Annotated in this window: 29 protein-coding genes; 13 read left to right on the top strand and 16 right to left on the bottom strand. The window is 70.5% G+C overall.

From position 1 onward, the window contains the following. The 4 genes from ACPPVW_RS01805 to ACPPVW_RS01790 form a co-directional block, all read right to left on the bottom strand. A complete protein-coding gene (locus ACPPVW_RS01805) occupies window positions 1–612 on the bottom strand; it encodes a dihydrofolate reductase family protein (RefSeq protein ID WP_426624848.1) in 612 nt (203 codons plus the stop codon). Window positions 613–625: 13 nt separating this feature from the next. Next, entirely contained in the window at window positions 626–961 is a 336-nt protein-coding gene (locus ACPPVW_RS01800) for a hypothetical protein (RefSeq protein ID WP_426624847.1), read from the bottom strand. Window positions 962–1,214: 253 nt separating this feature from the next. After that, window positions 1,215–2,105 carry an aminodeoxychorismate lyase gene (locus ACPPVW_RS01795; RefSeq protein WP_426624846.1) on the bottom strand — a complete coding sequence of 297 codons (891 nt, stop codon included), beginning with the start codon at window positions 2,103–2,105 and terminating at the stop codon, window positions 1,215–1,217. Window positions 2,106–2,160: 55 nt separating this feature from the next. Next, window positions 2,161–2,454 carry an acylphosphatase gene (locus tag ACPPVW_RS01790; RefSeq protein WP_426624845.1) on the bottom strand — a complete coding sequence of 98 codons (294 nt, stop codon included), beginning with the start codon at window positions 2,452–2,454 and terminating at the stop codon, window positions 2,161–2,163. Window positions 2,455–2,486: 32 nt separating this feature from the next. Here ACPPVW_RS01790 and ACPPVW_RS01785 point away from each other — a divergent pair, with 32 nt between their 5' ends. Next, window positions 2,487–3,998 (top strand): DUF7059 domain-containing protein, encoded by a 1,512-nt coding sequence (locus ACPPVW_RS01785; protein WP_426624844.1) that lies wholly within the window; start codon window positions 2,487–2,489, stop codon window positions 3,996–3,998. 14 nt (window positions 3,999–4,012) lie between these two features. Here the strand turns inward: ACPPVW_RS01785 and ACPPVW_RS01780 are convergent, their stop codons facing one another. Then, window positions 4,013–4,513 carry a metallophosphoesterase family protein gene (locus ACPPVW_RS01780; RefSeq protein WP_426624843.1) on the bottom strand — a complete coding sequence of 167 codons (501 nt, stop codon included), beginning with the start codon at window positions 4,511–4,513 and terminating at the stop codon, window positions 4,013–4,015. A 48-nt stretch (window positions 4,514–4,561) separates the two neighbouring features. Here ACPPVW_RS01780 and ACPPVW_RS01775 point away from each other — a divergent pair, with 48 nt between their 5' ends. Continuing rightward, window positions 4,562–5,593 carry an aldo/keto reductase gene (locus tag ACPPVW_RS01775; protein WP_426624842.1) on the top strand — a complete coding sequence of 344 codons (1,032 nt, stop codon included), beginning with the start codon at window positions 4,562–4,564 and terminating at the stop codon, window positions 5,591–5,593. A 14-nt stretch (window positions 5,594–5,607) separates the two neighbouring features. Here ACPPVW_RS01775 and ACPPVW_RS01770 read toward each other — a convergent pair whose 3' ends face one another. Together ACPPVW_RS01770 and ACPPVW_RS01765 are read right to left on the bottom strand one after the other, a co-directional pair. Continuing rightward, window positions 5,608–6,060, bottom strand: coding sequence for a WapI family immunity protein (locus tag ACPPVW_RS01770; protein WP_426624841.1), 453 nt, complete (start codon window positions 6,058–6,060; stop codon window positions 5,608–5,610). Next, complete coding sequence (locus tag ACPPVW_RS01765) at window positions 6,057–6,650, bottom strand: NADPH-dependent FMN reductase (protein ID WP_426624840.1); 594 nt, start codon at window positions 6,648–6,650, stop codon at window positions 6,057–6,059. The genes ACPPVW_RS01770 and ACPPVW_RS01765 overlap by 4 nt, the downstream gene beginning before the upstream one ends. A 184-nt stretch (window positions 6,651–6,834) precedes the next feature. On the opposite strand from ACPPVW_RS01765, the gene ACPPVW_RS01760 reads away from it, so the two are divergent. Both ACPPVW_RS01760 and ACPPVW_RS01755 read left to right on the top strand, forming a co-directional pair. Next, window positions 6,835–7,137, top strand: coding sequence for a hypothetical protein (locus tag ACPPVW_RS01760; RefSeq protein WP_426624839.1), 303 nt, complete (start codon window positions 6,835–6,837; stop codon window positions 7,135–7,137). Between the two features lie 73 nt (window positions 7,138–7,210). Further along, on the top strand, window positions 7,211–10,228 hold the full coding sequence (locus tag ACPPVW_RS01755) for a helix-turn-helix transcriptional regulator (protein ID WP_426624838.1): 3,018 nt from the start codon (window positions 7,211–7,213) through the stop codon (window positions 10,226–10,228). 28 nt (window positions 10,229–10,256) lie between these two features. Here ACPPVW_RS01755 and ACPPVW_RS01750 read toward each other — a convergent pair whose 3' ends face one another. Then, window positions 10,257–10,673: a TraR/DksA family transcriptional regulator gene (locus ACPPVW_RS01750; protein ID WP_426624837.1), complete on the bottom strand. Its 417-nt coding sequence runs from the start codon at window positions 10,671–10,673 to the stop codon at window positions 10,257–10,259. Between the two features lie 71 nt (window positions 10,674–10,744). Here ACPPVW_RS01750 and ACPPVW_RS01745 point away from each other — a divergent pair, with 71 nt between their 5' ends. Next, window positions 10,745–11,035 (top strand): hypothetical protein, encoded by a 291-nt coding sequence (locus ACPPVW_RS01745; protein WP_426624836.1) that lies wholly within the window; start codon window positions 10,745–10,747, stop codon window positions 11,033–11,035. 41 nt (window positions 11,036–11,076) lie between these two features. On the opposite strand, the gene ACPPVW_RS01740 is transcribed toward ACPPVW_RS01745, so the two are convergent. The 4 genes from ACPPVW_RS01740 to ACPPVW_RS01725 form a co-directional block, all read right to left on the bottom strand. After that, window positions 11,077–11,565: a glutathione peroxidase gene (locus ACPPVW_RS01740; RefSeq protein ID WP_426624835.1), complete on the bottom strand. Its 489-nt coding sequence runs from the start codon at window positions 11,563–11,565 to the stop codon at window positions 11,077–11,079. A 117-nt stretch (window positions 11,566–11,682) separates the two neighbouring features. Next, a complete protein-coding gene (locus ACPPVW_RS01735; protein ID WP_426624834.1) occupies window positions 11,683–12,603 on the bottom strand; it encodes a sulfurtransferase in 921 nt (306 codons plus the stop codon). A gap of 150 nt (window positions 12,604–12,753) precedes the next feature. Continuing rightward, entirely contained in the window at window positions 12,754–14,139 is a 1,386-nt protein-coding gene (locus ACPPVW_RS01730) for an L-serine ammonia-lyase (RefSeq protein WP_426624833.1), read from the bottom strand. 76 nt (window positions 14,140–14,215) lie between these two features. Beyond that, on the bottom strand, window positions 14,216–14,386 hold the full coding sequence (locus ACPPVW_RS01725) for a hypothetical protein (RefSeq protein ID WP_426624832.1): 171 nt from the start codon (window positions 14,384–14,386) through the stop codon (window positions 14,216–14,218). Window positions 14,387–14,473: 87 nt separating this feature from the next. On the opposite strand from ACPPVW_RS01725, the gene ACPPVW_RS01720 reads away from it, so the two are divergent. The 4 genes from ACPPVW_RS01720 to ACPPVW_RS01705 all read left to right on the top strand — a co-directional run bounded on the left by ACPPVW_RS01720 (window position 14,474) and on the right by ACPPVW_RS01705 (window position 17,670). Next, window positions 14,474–14,719 carry a helix-turn-helix domain-containing protein gene (locus ACPPVW_RS01720; RefSeq protein ID WP_426624831.1) on the top strand — a complete coding sequence of 82 codons (246 nt, stop codon included), beginning with the start codon at window positions 14,474–14,476 and terminating at the stop codon, window positions 14,717–14,719. Between the two features lie 9 nt (window positions 14,720–14,728). Continuing rightward, window positions 14,729–15,238 carry a Clp protease N-terminal domain-containing protein gene (locus ACPPVW_RS01715; RefSeq protein ID WP_426624830.1) on the top strand — a complete coding sequence of 170 codons (510 nt, stop codon included), beginning with the start codon at window positions 14,729–14,731 and terminating at the stop codon, window positions 15,236–15,238. Window positions 15,239–15,584: 346 nt separating this feature from the next. Continuing rightward, on the top strand, window positions 15,585–16,370 hold the full coding sequence (locus ACPPVW_RS01710; RefSeq protein ID WP_426624829.1) for a class I SAM-dependent methyltransferase: 786 nt from the start codon (window positions 15,585–15,587) through the stop codon (window positions 16,368–16,370). A gap of 52 nt (window positions 16,371–16,422) precedes the next feature. Beyond that, on the top strand, window positions 16,423–17,670 hold the full coding sequence (locus ACPPVW_RS01705) for an IS701 family transposase (RefSeq protein WP_426624828.1): 1,248 nt from the start codon (window positions 16,423–16,425) through the stop codon (window positions 17,668–17,670). Between the two features lie 211 nt (window positions 17,671–17,881). On the opposite strand, the gene ACPPVW_RS01700 is transcribed toward ACPPVW_RS01705, so the two are convergent. After that, entirely contained in the window at window positions 17,882–18,358 is a 477-nt protein-coding gene (locus tag ACPPVW_RS01700) for a hypothetical protein (protein WP_426626356.1), read from the bottom strand. Between ACPPVW_RS01700 and ACPPVW_RS01695 the strand changes: the two genes are divergently transcribed. Further along, window positions 18,296–18,493, top strand: coding sequence for a hypothetical protein (locus tag ACPPVW_RS01695; protein WP_426626232.1), 198 nt, complete (start codon window positions 18,296–18,298; stop codon window positions 18,491–18,493). The two genes, ACPPVW_RS01700 and ACPPVW_RS01695, sit on opposite strands and share 63 nt — an antisense overlap. Window positions 18,494–18,593: 100 nt before the next feature. Here the strand turns inward: ACPPVW_RS01695 and ACPPVW_RS01690 are convergent, their stop codons facing one another. Next, window positions 18,594–19,679 (bottom strand): acyltransferase family protein, encoded by a 1,086-nt coding sequence (locus ACPPVW_RS01690; RefSeq protein WP_426624827.1) that lies wholly within the window; start codon window positions 19,677–19,679, stop codon window positions 18,594–18,596. A gap of 129 nt (window positions 19,680–19,808) precedes the next feature. Here ACPPVW_RS01690 and ACPPVW_RS01685 point away from each other — a divergent pair, with 129 nt between their 5' ends. From ACPPVW_RS01685 to ACPPVW_RS01675, 3 genes are all read left to right on the top strand, one after another. Beyond that, window positions 19,809–20,390: a class I SAM-dependent methyltransferase gene (locus ACPPVW_RS01685; protein ID WP_426624826.1), complete on the top strand. Its 582-nt coding sequence runs from the start codon at window positions 19,809–19,811 to the stop codon at window positions 20,388–20,390. A gap of 213 nt (window positions 20,391–20,603) precedes the next feature. Continuing rightward, window positions 20,604–20,837, top strand: coding sequence for a FitA-like ribbon-helix-helix domain-containing protein (locus ACPPVW_RS01680; RefSeq protein ID WP_426624825.1), 234 nt, complete (start codon window positions 20,604–20,606; stop codon window positions 20,835–20,837). Then, on the top strand, window positions 20,834–21,277 hold the full coding sequence (locus tag ACPPVW_RS01675) for a type II toxin-antitoxin system VapC family toxin (protein ID WP_426624824.1): 444 nt from the start codon (window positions 20,834–20,836) through the stop codon (window positions 21,275–21,277). The genes ACPPVW_RS01680 and ACPPVW_RS01675 overlap by 4 nt, the downstream gene beginning before the upstream one ends. Before the next feature lie 90 nt (window positions 21,278–21,367). Here the strand turns inward: ACPPVW_RS01675 and ACPPVW_RS01670 are convergent, their stop codons facing one another. Further along, complete coding sequence (locus tag ACPPVW_RS01670; RefSeq protein ID WP_426626231.1) at window positions 21,368–21,907, bottom strand: CoA-binding protein; 540 nt, start codon at window positions 21,905–21,907, stop codon at window positions 21,368–21,370. A 164-nt stretch (window positions 21,908–22,071) separates the two neighbouring features. Further along, on the bottom strand, window positions 22,072–23,370 hold the full coding sequence (locus ACPPVW_RS01665) for an O-acetylhomoserine aminocarboxypropyltransferase/cysteine synthase family protein (RefSeq protein ID WP_426624823.1): 1,299 nt from the start codon (window positions 23,368–23,370) through the stop codon (window positions 22,072–22,074). Window positions 23,371–23,404 lie beyond the last annotated feature (34 nt).

Raw genomic sequence — 23,404 nt, 5'->3', positions numbered from 1 at the left:
TCAGCGCACGACGCGATAGGTCAGGTGTGCGACCTGCGGGGTGACGCGCGACCGCAGCAGTTCCAGTTGGAGTGGAGGCACCCGGTCGAACACGCGCTCGCCGGCCCCGAGCGTAATCGGCACCACGTGCAGCCGCAGCTCGTCGACGATGCCCGCCCAGAGCGCCTGGTTGAGCGTCTCCGCGCCTCCGGCGATCGCGACGTCCGCCTCCCCGGCGACGGCGCGTGCCTGTTCTGCGGCCGAGTGGATGCCGTCGGTGACGAACTCGAAGGTCGTGCCGCCCTCCATCGCCAGCGGCTCCCGCGCATAGTGCGTCAGGACGAACACCGGCGCGTGATACGGAGGATCCTCGCCCCACCAGCCGCGCCAGTCGGACAGATCACCGCCGGTCGGCCAGTTGCCGCGGACCGGGCCGAACATGTTGCGGCCCATCACGTAGGCGCCGGCCGCCGTGATCGCGGCGATCTCCTCGACGTGCTCATCGGCGTACTCGAACATCCAGGTGTGCAGTCGCTCGATCCCGTTCTCGCCCAGCGGGTTCTCGAGCGACTGGTTGGGCCCGGCGGCGAAGCCGTCGAGCGACACGGCGATATCTGCGGTGACGATCCCCATGCCGCCAGGTCTACTACGGGCGCTCGACCTTGTCGAGCATTCCCCACACGGCTTCGCTCAGTTCGGGATGCGCCAGGGCGATGCGGCGGAGCACGCCGTACTCGAACCGCGTGTACGTGTCGCGCCCGGCCGCGGGGTGGTGCGCCCTGGACTGCTCCTCGGCCAGATCGAACTCCTCGATCGCCACGGCGCGCAGCGAGATGACCACCTGCTCGTCGACGCTCGGGAGGTCGGGGATGAAATGCCAAGGGTCCTCGCCCGCGCGGCACCGGTGCTCGATGATCGCAGCCAACTCGTCGCGCGCCTGCTGACGCAGCACTTCGATGCTCCTCGGGACCTGCTCGTCCACGTCGACCTCCCTTCCCCTGCGGCGGCCCCGGCGTCGTCGCCGGTACGGTTCGTACAGCCTAGGCTGCAAATGCATGCACCCGCGAATCGGGGTGTAACGCAGGGTCCACTGCCGGGTGGACAGGTGGTGCTCACGGCCGCCGCACACCCGTCGCCAATGACGGAGATCCACGCGGTCTCGCCCGCGATCTCCGTCGTTACGCACCCGCCACCCGCGTGTCCGCTCGGGCCTCCGCCGCAAGCGACGACGGGACTCAGTGCGTCCGCGACAGCAGGTACCGGTTCAACTCGGCCGTCAGCTCCGCGTCCACCGGGTACTCACGACCGTCGACCCGGGTGATCGGCGCCGCCTGCCGCACGCTGGAGACCAGCCAGAGGGCATCGGCCGCCTGCAGCTCGTCCCTCGTGATGTGCCGGTACTCCGTCGCGTACCCGCGCTCCTGAAAGAAGGCGAACACCTCCGCCTGGGTGGTGCCGGCGAGGATCCCCTGGTCGGTCTGCGGGGTGCGGACCACGCCGTCGGCCAGCAGGATGACGTTGGAGGTCGGCCCCTCCAGCGCGTAACCGTCGGAGCTGATGAAGATCACATCGTCGGCGCCGCGACGGACGGCCTCCCGCTGGGCCGCGCGGTTGACGGCGTACGACAGGCTCTTCGCGCCCGCCAGCAGCCACGGGGAGGTCTCGGCGACGTCGTGGCGCAGGCCTCGGTCGAGAGCGACGACCGAGATGCCGAGGCGCTGCTGCGTGAAGTCCTCGCCCTCGTCGACGAAGATCCAGCCGCTCGGAGAGCCCGTGCCCTCGACGCCGCGTGTGTAGATCAGCTTGGCGAACAGCTCACCGCCCTCTCCGTTGCGCGACCGGTAGTCGGCGATGCCCGCCAGCACCGCCTCGTGCCAGACGTGCTCCGCCGGGGCCGGGAGGTCGAGCAGCTCGGCGGAATGCGCGAGACGCATCAGGTGCGGCCCGAGGGCCTGCGGGTGGCCGTCGATGACGGCGATGGTCTCGAAGACGCCGTCGCCACGGGTCACGGCGAGATCGGTGATGCGCACCTGCGGCGCGTCGAAGTCGGCGAGGGCGAAGCCGGGGTCACCGGGAGCGGGCTCGCCGGTGGGTGCGGTGATGGTCAGCAGCGTTGCGCGGGTCATGGCCCCATTGTGCCCCTCGGCGGCGGCCCTGCGTCAGAGCGCCGCCTGCGTCACGCTATTCGGTCTGACGGATGCGGAAGGCGTCATCCCCGTCGGGCTCGGCCTCCGACACGCGCACCTTGTCGACCGCACTGCCGGGAGGTCCGGAGCGCAGCCACGCGATCATGCGCTCGACGCGCCCGGCCTCGCCCTCCACCTCCACTTCGACGCTGCCGTCGAGCCGATTGCGCGCCCAGCCGGCCACGCCGAGCCGGTGCGCCTCCTCGCGGGCGCCCCACCGGAATCCGACGCCCTGCACCATCCCGGTCACCACGGCTCGCCTGCGCACGATGCTTTCTCGGGAAGTCACAGCGCCCATTGTGCTCCTGCTTGAATGGATCCGTGAGTTCAGCAGCCGTCTCCGCCCTCCGCTCCGACCTCCGCGTCGCCGGCTTCACCGTCGACGGGCTCACGGATCTGTGGGGGGAGGCGGCGTCCGCCGCGCTGTTCCGGGGCCGCCGCGTGCCGGCCGAACGGGCGCTCGCCTCGGCCGAAGCCAGCGCGCTGGGCACGCTCGCCGCGCTCTTCGTGCTCGGGAGGCCCGTGCCGCGCCGGGACGCCGAGGCGGCCTTCCCGTCGCTGGGCCTGGCGGGTGCTGTGGAGCTCGGCCTCGTCCGCGACGGCGAGACCGTCGCCCCGGCGGTCGACCTCCGCCCGTACGCGTTCGTCGACTCGGTCGGCCCCGCCGAGTGGTGGATCGTGTCCGACCTCGGCGAGTTGGCGCTCGGGGGTGCCCTGCCGGAAGACCATGTACTCGGCGTCGGCGGCGCCTCCCTGACCCTCAGCGGCCTGATGCTGCAGCGTCCGGTGCGCTCCGCTCTCGACCTCGGAACGGGCTGCGGCATCCAGGCGCTGCACGCCTCCCGGCACGCCGAGCGGGTCGTCGCGACCGACATCTCCGAGCGCGCGCTGCGGCTCGCGGCGCTGAACGTCGAGCTCAACGAGGTCGAGGGGATCGAGTTCCGGCTCGGCAGTCTGTTCGAGCCGGTGACCGGCGAGACGTTCGACCACATCGTCTCCAACCCGCCCTTCGTCATCACGCCGCGCGTGGAGGGCGTGCCCGCCTACGAGTACCGCGACGGCGGCCTGGTCGGCGACGCCCTGGTGGCCGCGTTCGTCGCGGGCTGCGGTGAGCACCTGACCCCGGGCGGCGTCGCCCAGCTGCTGGGCAACTGGGAGTACCGCGGAACGGGCGACGCGCTCGACCGGGTGCGCGGCTGGGTGGACGACTCGGCGCAGCCGCTCGACGCCTGGGTGATCGAGCGCGACACCGAGGACGTCGCCCAGTACGCGGAGATGTGGATCCGCGACGGCGGCACCCGCCAGGGTACGCCGGCGTCCGACAGGCTCGAGGGCGCGTGGCTCGACGATTTCGAGGCGAGGGGCGTGCGGGAGGTCGGCTTCGGCTACATTCTCCTGCGGCGCGCGGATGGCCTGCCCACGCTCCGCCGCTTCGAGCGGAGGCACGGCTCCCTCGGCGCGAACGAGGCCGGCCTGGGCGTGCATCTCGCCTCCTGCCTGGCCGCGCACGACGCCCAGGCCGCGCTCGACGACGACGCGTTGGCGGGCCTCCGGCTCACGGTCGCGCCCGACGTCACCGAGGAGCGGCACTTGTGGCCGGGCGCGGACGCTCCGACGGCGATCCTGTTGCGGCAGGGCGGCGGCTTCGGCCGCGTCGTCTCCGCCGGCACCGGGCTGGCCGCGCTGGTCGGCGCGTGCGACGGCGAGTTGAGGGTCGGCGCGATCGTCGGCGCTCTCTCGCAGCTGCTGGAAGTCGACGAGGCCGCGCTGCGCGCCGACCTCCTGCCCGCCGTCCGCGCTCTGCTCGTCGACGGCCTGCTCACCCTCCCGTGACGTCGGCGCCGCCGTCAGCGGGGCGGGAGCGCGACCAGGCGCACCGCGCCGACCCGGCCGTCCGCGACCTCCGCCGTCAGGTAGGTGCACACGGGCTGACGGCGGCGGTCGGTGGGCGAGCCGGGGTTCAGGAGGCGGAGCCCGCCCGGCGAGACGGTGTCCCAGGGGATGTGCGAGTGGCCGAAGACGAGCACGTCCGTGTCGGGGAAGTCGCGCTCGCAGCGCTGCTCGCGCCCGGCAGCCGGCCCGGTCTCGTGGACGACCGCGAACCGTAGGCTCCCGAGCTCCGCGCGCGCGACCTCCGGCAGCCGCCGCCGCAGCGAGGGCCCGTCGTTGTTGCCCCACACCCCGATCAGGCGTCGGGAGCGCTCCTCGAGCAGGTCGAGTGTGGCCTCGTCGACCCAGTCGCCCGCGTGGATCACGACCTCGGCGGCGTCGACAGCGGCGAGCACCTGCGGCGGCAGCGCCCGTGCCCGCTTCGGGACGTGCGTGTCGGAGAGCATCAGCAGCTTCACGGTGGCAAACGGTAGGCGAAATCGGCGCGCGAGGCTAGCGTCGAACCCATGGACCTCAGGACTCTCGGAAACAGCGGAACGATCGTGTCGGCCTTCGCGCTCGGCACGATGACCTTCGGAGCGGAGGCCGACGAGGCCACCTCCCACGCCATCCTGGAGCGCTATCTGGACGCCGGCGGGACCCTCGTCGACACCGCGGATGTCTACAGCTCCGGCGCCTCCGAGTCGATCATCGGCCGCTGGCTCGCCCGCAACCACGGCCGTCGCGACCAGATCGTCATCGCCACGAAGGGCCGGTTCCCGATGGGCGAGGGCTCGAACGACCTCGGCCTCTCACGCACCCATCTGCGCAGGGCGCTCGACGACTCGCTGCGCCGGCTCGGCGTCGACCACATCGACCTCTACCAGATGCACGCCTGGGACGCTCTCACTCCGCTGGAGGAGACGCTGCGGTTCCTGGACGACGCGGTCACGGCCGGCACGATCGGCTATTACGGCTTCTCGAACTACCTCGGCTGGCAGCTGACCAAGTCCGTGGCCGTCGCGGACGGCTACGGGTTCGCTCCGCCGGTCACGCTGCAGCCGCAGTACAGCCTCCTCGTGCGCGGCATCGAGCACGAGATCGTGCCCGCGGCGCTGGACGCCGGCATCGGGCTGCTGCCCTGGTCGCCGCTCGCGGGAGGCTGGCTGAGCGGCAAGTACCGCCGCGACCAAGCGCCGACCGGCGCGACCCGCCTGGGCGAGAACCCGAATCGCGGCATGGAGGCCTTCGCCGCCCGCAATGCCGATCCGCACACCTGGGAGGTCATCGACGCCGTGCAGGCCGTGTCCGAAGAGACCGGGTCGAGCATGTCGCAGGTCGCGCTGGCGTGGCTGGTCGACCGCCCCGCCGTGACGAGCGTCATCCTGGGCGCGCGCACCGTCGAGCAGCTCGACGACAACCTCGCGGCGGCCGACCTCGTCCTGAGCGACGAGCAGGTCGCCCGCCTCGACGAGGTGAGCGCACCCCGCACCGAGGTGTACCCGTACGGCCCGCAAGCGGTGTCGCAGCGGCACCGCAAGCACGAGGGAGGTCGCTGACCGGCCGCTCCGGTCTACTGCGGCAGTGCGGAGATTTCCTCGACGAAGGCCACCGCCGCCTCCTCGACCGCGGCCGCCGGCAGGTGGAGGCCGAGCACCACATTGGTCGTCCGGGGCGGCTGCCCGGGAGGCGGCGAGCTGTCGTCCCCGCTCGACATCCCGAGCACGGACACCCGAAGCTCGACCGAGCCTCCCGGCACGCGCCGGCCCGCGAGCGACAGCGCGGGCGAGCGGAAGGTGAGCGTGGTCCACTCGTCGGCGCCGAGCGTGAGATCGCCGGGGAGACCGGCCAGCCATGCCCCCAGCCCGGCCGCCTCGTCCATGCTCAGCAGCGGCCCGGCGAGCGTCCACCGGTGGCTGCCGTCGACGGCGACGGCGTGCAGGACGAGCGCGTCGCCGTCGCGTCCGAGCGCGTTCAGCCCGAGGCTACGCGGCGCCTCGGCGTCCTTCAGCAGCATCGCTGTCACCGCGGCGACGGCACGACGGTCAGCACGCGTTCGATGTACTCGAAGAACGACACCATGAACCCGCGGAGGAACGCCTCGGTGGGCTCGTCGGTGACCGTGCCGTCGTCGTCGATCAGTCCGGGACGCAGCTGAATGTAGGCCTCCGGCGCGTTCATCTGCGGAGCCTGCAGGAAGCTCAGCACGCTGCGCAGCTGCTGTTGCGCGATCGCGGTGCCGATCGCTCCGGGTGAGGCCCCGATCACGGCCGTCGCCTTGCGGGCGATCACGTTCTCCCCGTAGGGCCGACTGGCCCAGTCGATCGCGTTCTTGAGGGCGCCCGGGATGGACCGGTTGTACTCGGGCGTGACGAAGAGCAGCGCCTCCCGCGCGGCGATCGACGCCTTGTAGTCGCGCGCGACCTGCGGGAAGGCGCCGTCGAAGTCGCGGTTGTAGAGCGGGAGGTTCCCGATCTCGATCTCGGTGAACACGAGCTCGTCGGGGGCGAGACGGAGGAGGGCCTTCGAAAGCCTCCGGTTGATGGAGGCCGAGGAGAGGCTGCCGACGAAGTAGCCGACGCGATAGGGAGGCTGGAGCTCGTTGACCGTTGCCATGACGTCAGCTTGCTCCCGCCGCGGCAGTGTGTCGACCCCCGGTGTCTGCGGTGGGGTCTGAGGCGGAGGGCCACGATCTGAGGCGGGAGCCGGCCGGAATAGGGCATCTTCCCGATGTGGGAGGGGGTCCTTAGCGACGAGTCTGAGGGAGTCGCAGAAAGCAGTGGAACGAAGGGTGAGGATCATGATGCTGTCCGAGGAGTTCGTCGCCGGTCGGGTGTTCGAGGGGGACGCCCGCAGGGCCGAGCAGGAGCGCGAGCTGATGCGCCGCGGCCGTGAGCAGCGCGCGGAGCGCCGGGCTGAGCGCGCTGCTGAGCGCGCTGCTGAGCGCGCTGCCCGGGGCATGCACCGGCACGCAGCGGCGGCCCGCGAAGGGGCCGCGAAGCCGATCGCGTCGGCGGCCGAGCCCACGGCGGAGCCCGTCGGGCAGCCGCTCGAGGAGGCCGTCGCCGAGCCGGTGCGGGAGCTCGCTCACGCCCGGCGATGACAGCGGTTCTGCCCTGCGCGAAGCCGGGAATTGGAGGGGTGAGGATGTCGGTGGTGCGTGGCACGATGAGGCCATGCGATCACCGGCGTCCAGCCCCACGATGATCGGGCGCGAGTCCGATCTCGAGGCGTTGCGTGACGAACTCAGCGCCGTCGCGCAGAGCGGTGGTCTGCGTGCCGTGGTCATCGGTGGAGAGGCGGGCATCGGCAAGTCCCGGCTGCTCGCAGAGTTCCTCGCCGAGGCCGAGGAATCCGCCACGGTGCTCCTCGGTCGCTGCGTCGACCTCGGCAACGACGGCGCGCCGTACGCGCCCTTCGCGAGCATCCTGCGTCGGCTCATCGAGCTGCGCGGGCTCGACACGGTGCTCGCCGCCGCCGGGCACGGGGCCGGTGTGCTTCCCGTGCTGCTGCCCGAGCTCGCCGACGACTCTGCCGTGCCCGCCCGCACCGGCGCCGAACGTCTCTACGAGCTCGTCACGGTCCTGCTCGAGACGCTCTCGGCCGAGAAGCCGCTCGTGCTCGCCGTCGAAGACATCCACTGGGCTGACACCGCGACCCTCGAGCTCCTCCGCTTCATCGTGCGGATGGCCGAGCGCGGGCGCATTCTCGTGCTGCTCAGCTACCGCAGCGACGAGGTCGGGCGGGGCCACCCGCTGCGGTCGTACCTCGCCGAGCTGGACCGCACGCGCCGCCTGACCCGGTGGGAGCTCTCCCGGCTCGGCCGCGACCAGGTGGAGGCGCTGATCGCCCGTCTGCTCGGGTGCGAGCCCGATGCCGCGACGGTCGACCGCGTCTACGAGATGAGCGAGGGTGTTCCGTTCTTCGTCGAGGAGCTGATCGGCATCGACGGCCTCGCCACGGGCGAAGACCTCCCCGAGACGCTGCGCGAGCTCCTCCTGGCGCGGTTCGAGAAGCTCAGCGAGCCGACCCAGCAGCTGCTGCGCCTGGTGTCGGCCGGCGGAGTCTGCGTCGACCACGAACTGCTGAGCGCGGTCTTCGACGGAACTGCCGACGAACTCGACGCCGCCGCCCGCGAAGCCGTCGTCGCCAACGTGCTCGCGGCGGCCACCACCGAGTACACGTTCCGTCACGCGCTCGTTCGCGAGGCCATCCACGCCGACCTGCTCCCGGGCGAGCGCAGCCGGTACCACCGGCGTTTCGCGGAGGCGTTGGAGGCCAGCCCGCAGCGCTCCGCCACGCAGCTCTCCACCCATTGGCTCGCGGCGCACGACCTGAGGCGCGCGTTCATCGCATCGCTGGAGGCGATGGAGGAGGCCAGGCGCTCGTACGCCTACGCGACCGCCGCCGCGATGGGCGACCGGGCTCTCGAGCTGTGGGACAGCGTGACGGACGCCCCAGAGCTCAGCACGCGTGCGCTCGGCGTCACCAGCCGCACCGAACTGTTGTCGCGCACCGCCTCGGCGCTCCGCAACGCGGGAGACAACGAGCGCGCCCTCGCAATGGTGAACGCAGCCCTCGATTCGGCGGGCGACCTCCCTCCCGCCCGGCACGCGCGCCTCCTGCGCGACAAAGCGCAATACCTGATGAACCTCAACCGGCCGGGCGTCATCGAGCTGTTTCAGCGTGCACTCGAGGAGGTGCCTCCCGAGTCGCTTCCGGCCGGCGACGGCCTGCGGCCGCAACTGCTCACCGAGCTCGCCGCCCGTTACATGCTCGCCGCTCGCTTCGACGAGGCGGTCATGCTCACCTCGCAGGCCATCGACGAAGCGGGCAGCGGCTCCGAGGCCCTGCGCTCGGTCGCGCACAACATCCGCGGCAGCTCGCTGGTCGCCGCCGGCTCGATCGACCGAGGCCTGGCCGAGCTCGACGAGGCCGGCCGGCTGGCGGCGCACGATCCGGGAGCGGCGCTGCGCTATGCGGTGAACGCGTCCGACGCGATGAACACGCTGGGTCGCTACGACGAGGCCGTTCGGCTCGCCGAACGCGGTGCCCGCGAGGCGCGTGCCCGGGGCGTGGAGCGCACGTCCGGCGTCATCCTCTCGTCGAACACGGTCGAGCCGCTGCTCGCGCTCGGCGAACTCGATCGCGCCGAGGCCATGCTCGATCCCGCGCTCGCGCTCGACCCCCCGCCGAGCTTCCGGGCGCATCTGCAGCGCATGAAGCTGTGGATCACGCTGTGGCGCGGTGACCTCGAAACGGCGGAGTCCCTGCTGCGCCGCTGGCACGGCGGTCTGCGCACGCTCGGCGAGCTGGAGGTGCAGTCCGAGCTGGGCGTCGCCCGGCTGGCCGCCGAACTGGCGATTGCGCGCGGGGACCACCTCGGGGCGTGGGAGGCGACCGCACCGGTGCGTGCAGACGCGCACCGGCGGCTGCCGGCCTCCGACCTCCCGGTGCTCGCTGCCGCTGCGCGGGCTCTCGCCGACGGCGCGTTCCGTGCGGCACGCGCTGCCGGGGCCTCCGACGGCCCCAACGGTCCTGCTCTCGATGTCGCGGACGAGGCCGCCCGGCTCGACACCGTGCTTGCCGCCATCGAAACCTGGCCGACCGCTGTCGCGTGGGGTCCGGTGGTCCGCGCCGAGCTCGCGACGGCGCTGGCCGCAGCGGATGCCGGGGGATCAGCGACGGGAGTCGCAGGCGGTGATGACAGGGCGGTGAACGGATCGGGGCTCGGACGCTTCGATGCCGCGCGTGCTGCCTGGGAGGTCGCGGTCACCGCGACGACCTCCCCGTTGGCGCCCGCGCACCTCCACCCGTACGCCCTGGTGCGCGCCGCCCGCGTCGCTCGGGCCGCCGGCGACAGCGGCGCGGTCGAGCAGCTCGCCGCTGCGGCCCGCGGCGAGGCCGAGCGCTCGGGGTTCGGCCTCCTGACCGAGGCCGCCACCGCACTCGCGTCGTCGCGGAGCAAGCGTGCGGGGCACGGCCCGGCAGCCGTCGGCCCCGGGGCGCCGCTCACCGAGCGCGAGGAGCAGGTGCTCGCGCTGATCGAGCAGGGCCTCAGCAACAAGCAGATCGGCGAGGCGCTGTTCATCTCGGCCAAGACCGCGAGCGTGCACGTGTCGAGCATTCTGCGCAAGGTCGGCGCCTCCAGCCGCACCGAGGCCGTCTACCGTGCCTCCCGCGCGACTCGCTGACGCGAGGGCAGAGGTCAGCGGGCAGCGGTCAGCGCTCAGTCGCGATCGCGCAGACGATGCAGAGTTCGGTCGTCGGACGTGCCTCGAGCCGTTGCACGCCGATCGCGCGGCCGCACGAAGCGCACGTGCCGTAGCGCCCTGCCCGGATGCGCTCGCGAGCGGCGTCTACGGCCGCGATGTCCGCGGCGGTCTCCGAGCGGAGGGCCTGCAGGCGGCTCCATTCCGAGCTGAGCGTCGGCCCTTCCGGGTCGTGCTCGTCGTCCGCAGTCGACTCCGACCGCGACGACAGCAGGCTGCCCAGCGCCTCCGCGTGTCGCTGCGCGACGGCGACGTCGCCCCGGCGTCGCTCGTCGAGCATCCTGTCGAAGTGCTCCAGCTCGTCGATCGTCAGTCCGACGTCCTGGATGATGGAGAGCTCTCGTGTGTCCGGTGATTCGGTGTGCATTAGCGCACCCCCTTCCGATCCCGCCGTGTCAGCGTACGTCATGGTTGGCCTTCGCCCCGTAGGCTCGGCGCGTGCCTTCGTTTCGTGTGATCATCCCCGTCGGGAGGCTGCGCGGTGACGTGCCCGCCACCTCCATCGAGCCCGCGGCTGCCGCCGCAGCGGGTGAGCTCGCGACGGTCGAGGCGACGAGCGTCGACATCGTGAGCCGGGAGGCGCGGCTCACCGTGCGGTTCACCGCCGACCGCGCCACCGATGCGCTCCGCGTCGCCGAGCACGTCGTCGCCGCCGTCCAGCTGCTCGCCGAGACAGGCACGTGGCGGCTCACCGAGCGCGTCGGAGGCCGCTGGTTCCGGCGCGCCTGATCCCGCGTCTGCCCAGCGCGCGCCGACGCGGGCAGCAGCGGTCAGGCGACCGCCGGAAGCGCCGCCTCGATCAGCCCGATGATTCGCGGGTCGTCCGGTTCGGTCTGCGGACGGAAGCGGTGCACCGCGCCATCCGGCGTGATGACGAACTTCTCGAAGTTCCACTTGACCTTGCCAGCCTTGCCGTCGACGTCCGGGTGGGTGGTCAGCTCGGCGTAGAGCGGGTGCGCGTTGCGCCCGTTCAGCCGAACCTTCTCCATCATCGGGAACGTCACGCCCCACGTCGTGGAGCAGTACTCCTTGATCGCGTCTGTCGAGCTCAGCTCCTGGAGGAACTGGTTGCTCGGGAAGCCGATCACGTTGAAGCCGCGGTCGCCGTACGTCTCCTGCAGCCGCTCGAGCTTCTCGTACTGCGGTGCGAGTCCGCAGCGCGAGGCGACGTTGACGACGAGGATGACCTTGCCCGCGTAGTCGGACAGGCTGCTCGGCGCCCCATCGATAGTATGGAACGGGATCTCCATCAGGGTCATGATCCGAGCCTACGTCTCGGCATGCCATCGAGTGCCCGATTCCGGAGAAAACCCAGGTTGGGCCCTTCCGCGGATGGCGCCTCCGGACCAGGGTCTGGCGGATCGGTGGCTGGCGGATCAGAGGCGGGCGAGCGGAGCCTCCGGGTCGGACGTCCACTCGTTGAGCGAGCCGTCGTACACTGTCACATCGTCGCGGCCGAGCAGGGCGAGAGCGAGGGCGTCCGCCGCAGCGGCGATCCCGCCTCCGCAGTAGGCGACGATCGGGTCGGGAGACGCGAGCACATCGGCGAAGATCTCGCGCAACTCGGCGCGGGGCAGGAAGGCGTTCGTCGCGCGATCCATCAACCGGACGGCGGGTGCGCTCACGCTGCCGGGGAGGTGCCGAGCTGCGAAGTCCCGCGGCGGCGTTCCGCAGACCAGCGTGCCGGCGCGGTCACCGGACAGCACGGCCGCCACGTCGTCCCGGTCGCTCCAGAAGCCGGGGAGCTCCGTGACGGTGACGTCGCCTACCGGGCGCGGCACGACGTCACCGGACTCGAGCGGGCGGTCCTCGCCGCTCCACTTGGTCACGCCGCCGTCGAGCACGGCGACCCGATGGTGCCCGAACGACCGGAACAGCCACCAGAGCCGCGACGCCCACTGCCCGACGGCCGCGTCGTAGATCACGATGGTCGTCTCGGAGTCCACCCCGAGCGCCGCAACGGCGTTCGCGAACCCCTCGGCTCCCGGACGGGTGAACGGGAACCGCGCGGCAGGGTCACTGAACGGGTCGAGCAGGTCGGCGAAGACCGCACCGGGCAGGTGGCCGGCCCGGTACTGCTCCGCTCCACTCACGTACCCGACGCGGCCGTCGGGGCCGGTGGCGGCCACGACCGTGGCATCGACGACGACCAGCCCGTCGGAGCCCAGGTGGTCGCAGAGCCACTGCGTCGACACGAGCGGGCCAGCGAGCGCAGCACCGAGCGCAGCGCTGCGGGGGTCGCGAGCAGAGAGGGTCTCAGGGCTGGCCTGGCCGGAACGATCGGTCGTGATGGTCATGCCGACCACGCTAGAGCCTGCCTCTGACGTCGCCTACCAGGCGCGCAATCGGGCGTAATGCGTGACGCTTGGCGCCTGAGCGGCAGGCAGCGTGCGAGTGTCGCCTACGACGTGCGCGATCGTGCGTAAAGCGTTGCCCCCAGCTGCCGCTCAGCACTCGATGACGTTGACCGCCAGGCCGCCCTCGCTGGTCTCCTTGTACTTCGTCGACATGTCGAGGCCGGTCTGCCGCATCGTCTCGATCACCGTGTCGAGCGACACCAGGTGCGATCCGTCGCCGTGCAATGCGAGCCGGGCCGCCGAGACCGCGGTCGAGGAGGCGATGGCGTTGCGCTCGATGCAGGGGATCTGCACGAGCCCGCCGACCGGGTCGCAGGTCAGTCCGAGGTGGTGCTCCATCGCGATCTCCGCCGCGTTCTCCACCTGTTTGGGCGTCCCGCCGAGCACGGCGCAGAGCGCGCCGGCGGCCATCGCGCAGGCGGACCCGACCTCCGCCTGGCACCCGCCCTCTGCGCCGGAGATCGAGGCGTTCGCCTTGAACAGCGACCCGATCGCCGTCGCGGTCAGGAGGTACTTGCGGATGCCGTCGAGCGAGGCCCCGGGGACGAAGCGGAGGTAGTAATGCGCGACGGCCGGAACGATTCCCGCGGCGCCGTTCGTCGGCGCGGTGACGACGCGGCCTCCCGAGGCGTTCTCCTCGTTGACCGCCAGCGCGAAGGCGTGCAGCCACTCCAGCGACGTGGCGCGCCCCGGCTCGTCCTGCACGCGCTCGAGGTGCTCGCGCATCACGGCGGCGCGACGCTTCACGCCGAGGCCGCCCGGGAGGATGCCACCGCCGGCGAGGCCACGCGCGACGCACTCGGCCATGGCCTCCCAGATCAGGTCGAGACGCCTGTCGGTCGCCTCCGCGCCGTGCAGGGCGACCTCGTTGCGGCGCGCCACTTCGCAGATCGGGATGTCGAGGCGCTCGCAGATCGCGAGGAGCTCCGTTGCCGAATCGTAGGGCAGGGGATGGGCGGCCCGGGCCGCGAGGTCCGCTTCCTCGCCGTCACGGCGGATGAAGCCCCCACCGATCGAGTAGTACGTCTCCTCCAGAAGCGGCAGCGGCTCTCGCGAGCCGTCGGCCGAGCGGCCCCACGCCCGGAGGGTGAGCGCGTTGGGGTGACCGGGGAGACGCGTGCGCGGCTCGAAGTCGATGTCGTCCTTCGACAGCGGGATCTCGCGCAGCCCGGCCAGGAGCAGGGTCGTGCCGGGTTCGATGCCGGACCAGGCGCCGCGCACGTCCTCCGGGCGGCAGCTCTCCGGCTCGTTGCCGCGCAGACCGGCGACGACGGCGTCCGGTGTGCCGTGTCCGATCCCGGTGGACCCGAGGGATCCGTAGAGCGTGCAGGTGACCTGGTCGACCCGGCCGAGGAGGCCGTCGGCGACGAGCCGGTCGGCGAACGCCTTCGCGGCCCGCAAGGGACCGACGGTGTGCGAGCTCGAGGGGCCGATGCCGATCGAGAACAGGTCGAAGGCGGAGACGTACGCTGTCACATCATCAGTGTACGTCGCCGTGTGCGCGCGAATCGCGCGCCAGAGTGAGCATCTGCGCAGATATCGTGCGTAGAACTCAGGCTTGACGGGGATGCACGCGGGCGTCGCCCGGTGGGCACCACGTGCTCTCCAGTCCACCATCGAGGGCCGAGTACTCGATGAGGAACTGACCGCCCTCGTCCGGTCCCTCCACCACGACCCCGGGGCGATCCCCGAGCCACACGGTCATGCCCACGCCGATGTCCATGCCGGTCAGGATACGCGCCGTGGGCAATGTCGGGAATGAAGAGCAACCTGAGTTGACAAACGGGATTAAGCAACTATAGTTGCCTCTATGAGCGCCCCAGCCACTCCTGCACCCGACCCGCTCGGCGGCGTCGCCGATGGCCTCGCCTCCGTCGTCGCCCTCCGCGAACTCGCGGACCGGCTCGAAGACGCGGAGGTCGAACGCGCCCTCCGCGACGGCTGGAGCTGGACCCAGATCGCCGACGCCCTCGGCGTCACCCGCCAAGCCGTGCACAAGAAACATCTGCGCCGCGTCGCCGCGGCCGGCGTCGCCCTGCGCCGCCGCCAGAACTGAGGAGACGACATGTCCGACATCCCTCCAGGAACCGCCGACGACTCCCCGGGCCAGCCGCTCTCCAAGGCGGTGCGCTCGGTCGTGATCGCCTCGGTCATCGAGGCCCAGCGCCGCAACTGCACGCTCGTCGAGGCCGAGCACCTGCTGCTCGCGCTCTCCCGCGACGGCAGCAGCCCGGTGCGCGAGGTGCTCGCGTCGGCGGGCCTGGACCCCGCCGGGGTGGAGGCCGCCCTGCTCGCCGAGCGCGAGGCCAGCCTCCGGGTGGCCGGCGTCGAGCCGCCGGGGGAGGAGCGCCTTGTCGCCTCGCCGCGGGTCGCCCGCCCGCGCTGGGGCGCGTCCGCCAAGGAGGCGCTCACCCGCGCCCACCGTGTCGCGTCGGCGCATCGCCGCCAGCGTTCGGGCGAGGCCGACCTCCTGACCGCGATCCTCGGGCTCGAGCTCGGCACCGTGCCGCGCGCCCTGATGCTCGCGGGCGTTGACCGCCCGACGGTCGCCGCAGCTGTCCGCAACCTCGGCTGACCGCCGGGCCCGACCGCCGCGTTGAAAGGAGATCTCACCACGCGCGCCCGAAGAACTCCTGTCCGAGCGCTATTACAGGAGAAATCAGAGCATTTCTCCTTGTCAAGTCATATGGACGACCTTCTGCTCCAGGTACCAGGAGGGCGAACTCTCAGGTGACTGGGCGAGGGAGGTGCCGGACACGCTGGATGTCTCCGCCGATAGCCAGGTTCTTCACGCTGTAGGTTCGCGGGAAAACTGATGGCTTCTCGGTGACGAGACGCCTGGCCGCCGGCCATTCCCCACGGGACACCCGACGCGGATGTCCTCAGCACCCTGGCACGATGCGCAGATATCGGAGAGAACGATGGCAGAGAAGTATGGTGAGCGGTTATTCCTGGCAGGCACGCAAGCAGAGCGCGACCGCCTCGACGCTATGTCGGAGACCTTCGACGGGGCGAGCCACGCCGCCCTCGGCGCAGTCGGACCCATGCCGGGATGGCACTGCCTGGACGCCGGAGCAGGCAAGGGCTCGATCGCCCGGTGGCTGGCGAGCCAAGTCGGCCCGTCCGGCCGGGTCTTGGCGGTGGATCTCGACACCAGCGGCCTCGAGTCGAGCCCGCATGCGGGAGTCGATGTTCTCTCGGGCGACATCACCGACCCTGCGCTGCCGTTGGGCACCTACGACCTCGTGCACGCGCGCTTCCTTCTGCTCAACCTGCGCTCCCGCGAAGAAATCCTCACCCGATTCGTCGACATCCTCCGCCCCGGCGGCTACCTCGTGATCAGCGATACTGCCGATCTGGGAACCCCCTATGTGTCGTTCCCGCCTTTTAGCAGAGTGACGCACGCCTTCTTCGACGTCATGGCCGAGATCGGAACGGACCCCGCCTTCGGGCTGCGACATCACGGTCTCTTTGCGAAGGCGGGGCTGACCGACATTCGCAACGAGGTGTACTGGCCCACCCTCGGGTGCGCTTCGCCGATGAGCAGAGCGTTGAGCTTCACCTTTGTTCATGTAGCCGACAGGATCATCGCGACAGGCAAGGCCGATCGAGAGGACATCGACGCAACGATCGAATATCTCAATGCTCCCGAGACGTCGGACGCCCTCCTTGCAATGATCACCACCATCGGACGCAAGCCCGCCTAGTAGTACTTGGTTAGGTCTTGTTAACTTTGGCTGAGGCTGTTAATCTCGCGGGGTGGATCGGGTTGAGATCGAGCGGGTGCGCGGGGAGTTGGACGAGTTCGTGGGCGAGGTCTTCGCGTCGCTTGCGCGGAAGGATCAGCGGTCGAAGGGTGGCCTGTATTTGCAGGGGCTGATGCTGGAGGGTCGGCGTAAGTCGATGCAGTCGATGGGTGAGCGGCTGGGGATCGATTATCAGCAGTTGCAGCAGTTCGTGTCCTCGTCGCGGTGGCCGGTCGAGCCGGTCCGCAGGCAGCTCGCGCGTGCGGGCGTCGGACTGATCGGCCCGGAAGCGTGGGTGGTTGATGACACCGGGTTCGTGAAAGACGGCCCGGCCTCTCCTGGCGTCGCCCGCCAGTATTCGGGCACCTTGGGGAAGATCGGGAACGTGCAGATCGGCGTCAGCGTGCATGCTGTCACCGATGCTGCGTCGTGTCCGCTGGGGTGGCGGCTGTTCTTGCCAGAGTCGTGGGACGACGCCTGCGCGGATACGAACGAGGACGCTGAGCAGATCGCGGCGCGGCGGGTGAAGGCGCAGATCCCGGACACCGTCCGGCACCGCGCCAAGTGGGAACTCGCGCTGGAGATGATCGACGAGCTGGGCTCGTGGGGGCTGCGCCCGCCGGTGATGGTCGGCGATGCCGGCTATGGGGAGATCGGGTCCTTCCGCACCGGCCTGACCGAACGAGCGATCCCCTACATCGTGCAGGTGAAGTCGTCGACGAGCGTGCACGATGCCGCCGCCCGGTTCGAGATGCCCGAACAGACCGGGAAACGGGGGCGCCCGTTCACTACGGCCAGTTACCGGAGCACCCCGGTCCAGGCGAAGGCCTACGCCGAGGCCCTGCCCGCCGGCGCGTTCCAGCAAGCGTCCTGGCGGCAAGGGTCGAAAGGTGCCATGACCAGCCGGTTTGCCGCAACACGAGTGCGTCCCGCGAACCGAAACCTGCCCCGCAACCCAGACGGGTCGTTGCCCGACTGCTGGTTGTTGATCGAGTGGCCCCACGACGCCACCGAGCCCACCGATTACTGGCTCTCCACGCTCCCGCCCGACACGCCGACCACCGAGCTCGTCCGGCTCGGGAAGATCCGATGGCGCATCGAGCACGACTACCGCGAACTCAAACACGGCCTCGGGTTGGACCACTTCGAGGGCCGCACCTGGCTCGGCTGGCACCACCACGTCACCCTCGTCACCGCCGCACACCTGTTCATCACCACCCAACGACTGGCCGCCGACCCAAAAGCAGCAGGGGCAGCCTGAGCTTCTACGAGATCCTCCGCGAACTCCAAACCGCGGTCATCCGACTCCTCAGCCACTGCCCCTACTGCAAACGCGCCGGACCAACCTAACCAAGTACTACTAGGGAGTGTCTCTCAACTGATCGATCCAGGGCGTGATTGCTCTGAAGGTGGCTGCGCCTGATAGATGACGGCGAGTGTGTTCTCGCGAGGGGACGCCGCGCCCATCGTCTTCAGGGCTGCACGTCGCCCAGCAACGCCTGTCCGCGTACAGCCGCCGCGTCGCGTCCGAGCGCTGCCACTGCCGCCTCCGCACGACCCAGCCGCTCCTCGCACCCGGCGCACCGAGCCGCGAGCGGAGCCCGTCTCAGACCGTCGATGTCCTGCCGGGAGTTGGACCGCCCGGCCAGCGCGAACAGCTCCAGGACGTGCCGACCCACCGCTCGCCGCGCTCGGCCCCGACCACGGCGTCGAGAATCCAGATCGCGAAGCAAGCCGGTGCCGACGACCGGCTTGTCGAGGTAGGGAGGGTTCGGGCGCCCGTTCAGCTCCCCGGGCCAGCCGCTCTCCAAGGCGGTGCGCCCGGTCGTGATCGCCTCGGTCACCGAGGCCCACGCCGCAATTGCACGCTCGTCGAGGCCGAGCACCTGCTGCTCGCGCTCTCCCGCGACGGCAGCAGCCCCGTGCGCGAGGTGCTCGCGTCGGCGCATCGCCGCCAGCGTTCGGGCGAGGCCGACCTCCTGACCGCGATCCTCGGGCTCGAGCTCGGCACCGTGCCGCGCGCCCTGATCCTCGCGGGCGTTGACCGCCCGACGTTCGCCGCCGCTGTCCGCGACCTCGGCTGACCGGCCGCGCCTGACCTGCCGCGCCCGACCGCCGCGTTGAAAAGGAGGTCTCACCACGCGCGCCCGAAGAACTCCTGTCCGAGCGCTATTACAGGAGAAATCAGAGCATTTCTCCTTGTCGAGTCATCTGGACGACCTTCTGCTCGGAGCGGGAGCCGCCGAGCCAGGCGGGCACCGAGATGTTCTTGAGGCGGAGGGCACGCGACTCCACCAGGTACCAGGAGGCCGCGGCCAGGCTGACAGACGCCACGAGGACGACGGCGAGGTAGGTGGGAAACCCGAGTGCGTTGAGCCCGAAGAACGACGCGAGCTGCAGCACGGGCCAGCCGTAGATGTAGAGACCATACGAGAAGTCGCGCTTCGTGCCGACCTGCGTGAAGGGCAGGCGGGCCCCCGCCCAGAGGACGAGGTAGGCGAACGCGAGCACACCGACCTGGCGGAAGCCGACCGTCGCGTACGTGACGCCCGCGACCGCGAGGCAGATCCCGAACAGCCACCATGACACCCGGCGCTCGAGCAGCACATCGCTCCAGAGGTAGATGAGCGAACCGAGCAGGAAGCAGACGGTGAGCGTCGCCTGACGCGGGTCGGTGACGCCGAGCACGTTGGAGAGGACGACCTGCTGCCACACCCACGCGGCCGCCAGTAGGACGGTCACTACGCGCCGGTTGAGCACGCGCATCGCCGCGAGCGCCAGGATGATCAGGTAGCAAGCGAACTCGTACGGCAGCGTGTAGATCGGCCCGTTCCACAGGGTCGGGTACGGGTTGGAGGCGAGCGTGTCGCCGATCTGCTGCTGGTTGTTGGACAGCAGGAAGTCGTTGAGCACGAACCCGATCGGGTTGGGGGTGGCCGTCGGGTACTCCGTGAGGCCGTGCGACGCGCGCCAGACGATCGGGGCGAAGATCAGCACGATGACCACGAGGCAGACCCAGTAAGCGGGCATGATCCGCAGCAGCCGGTGCCACAGGAACCGTCCGGACGACAGACGCTCGCCGCTACGCGTGATGAGGAAGCCGGACAGCGCGAAGAATCCCTCCACGGCGAGGAAGCCGATATTGTTGTTCGCGCGACCAGGATCGGTCCCGAAACCGCCGAGCGGCCACGCGTGCGAGACGATGACAGCGGTCGCCATCACCAGGCGCATGAAGCCGATGCTGTTGCGGCGGGGATCGAAGACAGTCACGGTGTGCCATTGTCGCACAGTGTCCGCGGCTACCTGCGCCAGAAGGGGGCGCCGATGGCGTTCGCCTTTCACTCGCCGATCTGAGTCAGGGCAGCGCCTCCCGCACAGCACCGCGCGTAGGCTCAGCCCATGGCGTTCGACTGGTCGCAGTTCTACGAGAAGCAAGGCGGACGCGGGGTGCGCCCCACGTTCGAGGCGGCTCTCGACGCGTGGGAAGGCGAACCGGGCCTCGCGGTCGATCTCGGCTGCGGTGACGGCGTCGAGACGCGCGAGCTCGCGGAGCGCGGGTGGCATGTGCTGGCGGTCGACTCCGACCCCGGGGTCGATGACCGCGTCAAGGAGGGCCTCGTGCCGGAGGCGTCCGGCCGAATCGAGACGAGGCAGGCGCGCTTCGAGTCTCTGGGCGAGCTGCCGCGCGCCGATCTGGTCTACGCCGGATTCGCGCTCCCGTTCTGCGACCCGACGCGCTTCCCCTACCTCTGGGCCGACATCCGCGACGCCATCGAGCCGGGCGGCCTGTTCGCGGGGGAGCTGTTCGGCCCTCGCGACGAGTGGTTCGGGCGGCCGGGCATGAACTTCCACGACCGCGGCGGTGTGGAGGCGATGCTCACCGGGCTCGAAGTGCTGCGGCTGGTGGAGGACGACCGTCGCGGGATGTCGTTCGAAGGCCCCAAGCACTGGCACGTGTTTCACATCGTGGCGCGGGCGTGATCGGTCGGGCGGTTGGTCAGCTGGGTCGTCGCGCTGCTCCTCCACAGCGCGGGGATTGACTCGGCTATCCACGAATTCCGCTCCTGGCGCTCGCCAGGCCGTTGGATCGAGCACGATGGACGCACGGTGATCGCCAGCCCGGCGATCACGGGCTCCGGCCTCGTCATCGAAAGGAAACCTGCACATTGCCATCATCGCTGCTAAACTGCATGCATGCCCATTTCCATCACAATCCGCTCGGTTCCAGACGACGTCCGCGACGAGCTCGCGGCGCGCGCGGCGCGATCGGGGCGCTCGCTTCAGGAGTATCTCGTGCATGAACTCACCCGCCTCGCCGGCAAACGACCCATAAACGATGTCCTCGACGGCATCCGGCGCAGGGCCGAGCACTTTCCCCCGATCGATCGGGAGGTCGTGCTCGACATCATCGCGGGAGGCCGCGAGTGATCAGCGTCGCCGCCGGGCTGCCCGAGACGGTCGTCGTCGACACCAGCGCTCTGGTCGACCTGCTCATCGATCCCGCCGAGACGGGTCGGGCCGTAGCCGAGCGGCTGCGAGGTCGAGATCTCGCTGCGCCCGACGTGATGTTCGCGGAGGCGGCGAACGTTCTGCGAAAGCTGCACCGGCGCGGTCTGCTCAGCGATGCGGAGGCGTCGATGGCTTACGCGGAGCTGCTGGAACTGCCGATCGAGTCGTGGCCGTTCGAGACGGTCGAGCACCGCGTGTGGGAGCTGCGCGCCGGAATGAGCGCCTTCGACGCGACGTTCGTGGCGCTGGCCGAGCTGCTCACCGCTCCGCTCGTGACGAGCGACGGCCGGCTCGCGCGCGCCGTCGAGGCGCTGCCGGCGGCCCGAGTGCGACGAGTGGAGGTGGTCGACGCTCGCTGAGTGAGGCGATCGTCGCGTGCCGGGCGATTGCCGCGCTCCCGGGCGATCATCGCGCGCCGGGCGAGCGTCTACGTCGGCCGTTCGGCGGGGTCAGCGGATAGTCTTGCGTGCCGTGATCTGGCCGGTGTCGAAGCCGAGCAGGTGGAGGCCGCCGTGAAAGCGGGCGTGCTCGATCTTGATGCAGCGGTCCATCACCACGGTGAGGCCGAGCGACTCTCCGTACTCCGCGGCCTCCTGGTTCCAGATGCCGAGTTGCACCCAGACGGTCGGAACGCCCAGTGCGGTCGCCTCGTCGATCACGCTCGGGATGTCGCTCGGGCGGCGGAACACGTCCACGATGTCCGGAACTTCGGGGAGGGAGGCGAGGTCGGGGTAGGCCGGGTGGCCCAGGATCGTGTCGGCGTTCGGATTGACGAAGTAGACGCGAAAGTCGGTCGACTGCAGGAGGTACGTTCCCACGAAGTAGCTCGAGCGGGTCGGGTTGGACGACGCCCCGACGATGGCGACCGACTTCGCGCTGCGCAGGATGCGCAAGCGTTCCTTGGCGTCGGGTCCGGTCCAGGTGCGCTGCGACTTGAGCAGCTTCGCGAGGGGCGAATCCGCCGGAACGGAGCAGCTGAGGCCGTTCACGAGCTGCACGTCGGTGACTTCGGTGCCGGCGCCTGCGAGGGCATCGATGTGATCCGGGTGGGTGAGCTCCGGGCCGGTCTGGTCCGGGTGTGTGCGGTTCGGGCCGCTGAGGTCCGCGCCGGTGGGAGCCGCCGCGATGGCGTTCGTCTCCTGGTCCGTCGTCGTCATGCTGCCGTCTCCTTCAGCGCTGCGGTCAGCGCTTGGTCCAGGTCGTGGATGATGTCGTCGACGTCTTCGATGCCGACGCTGATGCGCACGACACCGGGGAGCACGCCGGCGTCGAGGAGCTGCTGCTCGGTCAGCTGCGCGTGGGTCGTCGATGCCGGGTGGATCACCAGCGTCTTCGCGTCGCCGATGTTCGCCAGGTGGCTCGCCAGGTTGAGCGACTCGATCAGACGCTGGCCGACCTCCCGGCCGCCCGTGACGACGAACGAGAACACGCTGCCCGGGCCCTGTGGCAGGTACTTCTGCGCGCGATCGTGGTGTGGGTGCTCCGGCAGCCCGGCCCAGAAGACCTTCTCGATGCGCGGGTCCGCGTCGAGCCATTCGGCGACGGCGCGCGCGTTGTCGACGTGGGCCTGGATGCGGTACGGCAGGGTCTCGACGCCCTGGGCGAGGAGGAACGCCGAGTGCGGGGCGAGCGACGGGCCGATGTCGCGCAGCTGCTCGGCGCGCAGTCGGGTCAGGAAGGCGTACTCGCCGAAGTTGCCCGACCACTGCAGACCGCCGTACGACGGCACCGGCTCGCCGAACAGCGGGAATTTGTCGGTGTGCCAGTCGAAGCGGCCGCTCTCGACGACCACGCCGCCGAGGGTCGTGCCGTGACCGCCCAGGAACTTGGTGGCCGAGTGGATGACGATGTCGGCCCCCCACTCGATCGGACGGTTCAGGTACGGTGTGGCGATGGTGGAGTCGATGATGAGGGGGAGTCCGGCGGCGTGGGCCACCTGCGCCAGGCCCTCGATGTCGGCGATCTCGCCGGACGGGTTGGCGATCGTCTCGGCGAAGACGAGTTTCGTGCGGTCGTTGATCGCCGCAGCGTAGTCCGTGGGGTCCGAGCTCTGGACGAAGGTCGTGTCGATGCCGAATCGGCGGAGCGTGACATCCAGCTGGGTGATCGATCCTCCGTAGAGGTTCGCGGACGCCACGATGTGGTCGCCGGCGCCGGCGAGGGACGCGAAGGTGATGTACTGCGCGCTCAGGCCGCTCGCGGTCGCGACCGCGCCCAGGCCGCCTTCGAGGCTCGCGATGCGCTCCTCGAAGGAGGCTACGGTCGGGTTGGCCAGGCGCGAGTAGATGTTGCCATACTTCTGCAGCGCGAACCGCGCCGCGGCGTCCGCGGTGTCGTCGAACACGAAGGCGCTCGTCTGGTAGATCGGGAGTGCGCGTGCCCCGGTCACGGAGTCGGGGATGTTGCCCGCGTGGATCGCACGCGTCCGGAAACCATATTCGCGATCAGCCATGCGGCCACGCTACCGGAGGCCGCGCGGGCACCGG

It is taken from the genome of Leifsonia sp. McL0607, from assembly GCF_049993355.1.
Lineage (GTDB): Bacteria > Actinomycetota > Actinomycetes > Actinomycetales > Microbacteriaceae > Leifsonia.
Note: the sequence above shows the minus strand (reverse complement) of the source record. Positions and strands in the feature narration are given on the sequence as shown.

What these genes read in the sequence shown, in the direction of transcription:
- ACPPVW_RS01725 (WP_426624832.1), bottom strand. Translation starts at nt 14,386, where the DNA reads ATGGACATCGGCGTGGGCATGACCGTGTGGCTCGGGGATCGCCCCGGG.
- ACPPVW_RS01680 (WP_426624825.1), top strand. Translation starts at nt 20,604, where the DNA reads ATGCCCATTTCCATCACAATCCGCTCGGTTCCAGACGACGTCCGCGAC.
- ACPPVW_RS01700 (WP_426626356.1), bottom strand. Translation starts at nt 18,358, where the DNA reads ATGCGCCGACGCGAGCACCTCGCGCACGGGGCTGCTGCCGTCGCGGGA.
- ACPPVW_RS01760 (WP_426624839.1), top strand. Translation starts at nt 6,835, where the DNA reads ATGATGCTGTCCGAGGAGTTCGTCGCCGGTCGGGTGTTCGAGGGGGAC.
- ACPPVW_RS01805 (WP_426624848.1), bottom strand. Translation starts at nt 612, where the DNA reads ATGGGGATCGTCACCGCAGATATCGCCGTGTCGCTCGACGGCTTCGCC.
- ACPPVW_RS01720 (WP_426624831.1), top strand. Translation starts at nt 14,474, where the DNA reads ATGAGCGCCCCAGCCACTCCTGCACCCGACCCGCTCGGCGGCGTCGCC.
- ACPPVW_RS01740 (WP_426624835.1), bottom strand. Translation starts at nt 11,565, where the DNA reads ATGACCCTGATGGAGATCCCGTTCCATACTATCGATGGGGCGCCGAGC.
- ACPPVW_RS01665 (WP_426624823.1), bottom strand. Translation starts at nt 23,370, where the DNA reads ATGGCTGATCGCGAATATGGTTTCCGGACGCGTGCGATCCACGCGGGC.
- ACPPVW_RS01755 (WP_426624838.1), top strand. Translation starts at nt 7,211, where the DNA reads ATGCGATCACCGGCGTCCAGCCCCACGATGATCGGGCGCGAGTCCGAT.
- ACPPVW_RS01750 (WP_426624837.1), bottom strand. Translation starts at nt 10,673, where the DNA reads ATGCACACCGAATCACCGGACACACGAGAGCTCTCCATCATCCAGGAC.
- ACPPVW_RS01715 (WP_426624830.1), top strand. Translation starts at nt 14,729, where the DNA reads ATGTCCGACATCCCTCCAGGAACCGCCGACGACTCCCCGGGCCAGCCG.
- ACPPVW_RS01685 (WP_426624826.1), top strand. Translation starts at nt 19,809, where the DNA reads ATGGCGTTCGACTGGTCGCAGTTCTACGAGAAGCAAGGCGGACGCGGG.
- ACPPVW_RS01775 (WP_426624842.1), top strand. Translation starts at nt 4,562, where the DNA reads ATGGACCTCAGGACTCTCGGAAACAGCGGAACGATCGTGTCGGCCTTC.
- ACPPVW_RS01735 (WP_426624834.1), bottom strand. Translation starts at nt 12,603, where the DNA reads ATGACCATCACGACCGATCGTTCCGGCCAGGCCAGCCCTGAGACCCTC.
- ACPPVW_RS01710 (WP_426624829.1), top strand. Translation starts at nt 15,585, where the DNA reads ATGGCAGAGAAGTATGGTGAGCGGTTATTCCTGGCAGGCACGCAAGCA.
- ACPPVW_RS01795 (WP_426624846.1), bottom strand. Translation starts at nt 2,105, where the DNA reads ATGACCCGCGCAACGCTGCTGACCATCACCGCACCCACCGGCGAGCCC.
- ACPPVW_RS01765 (WP_426624840.1), bottom strand. Translation starts at nt 6,650, where the DNA reads ATGGCAACGGTCAACGAGCTCCAGCCTCCCTATCGCGTCGGCTACTTC.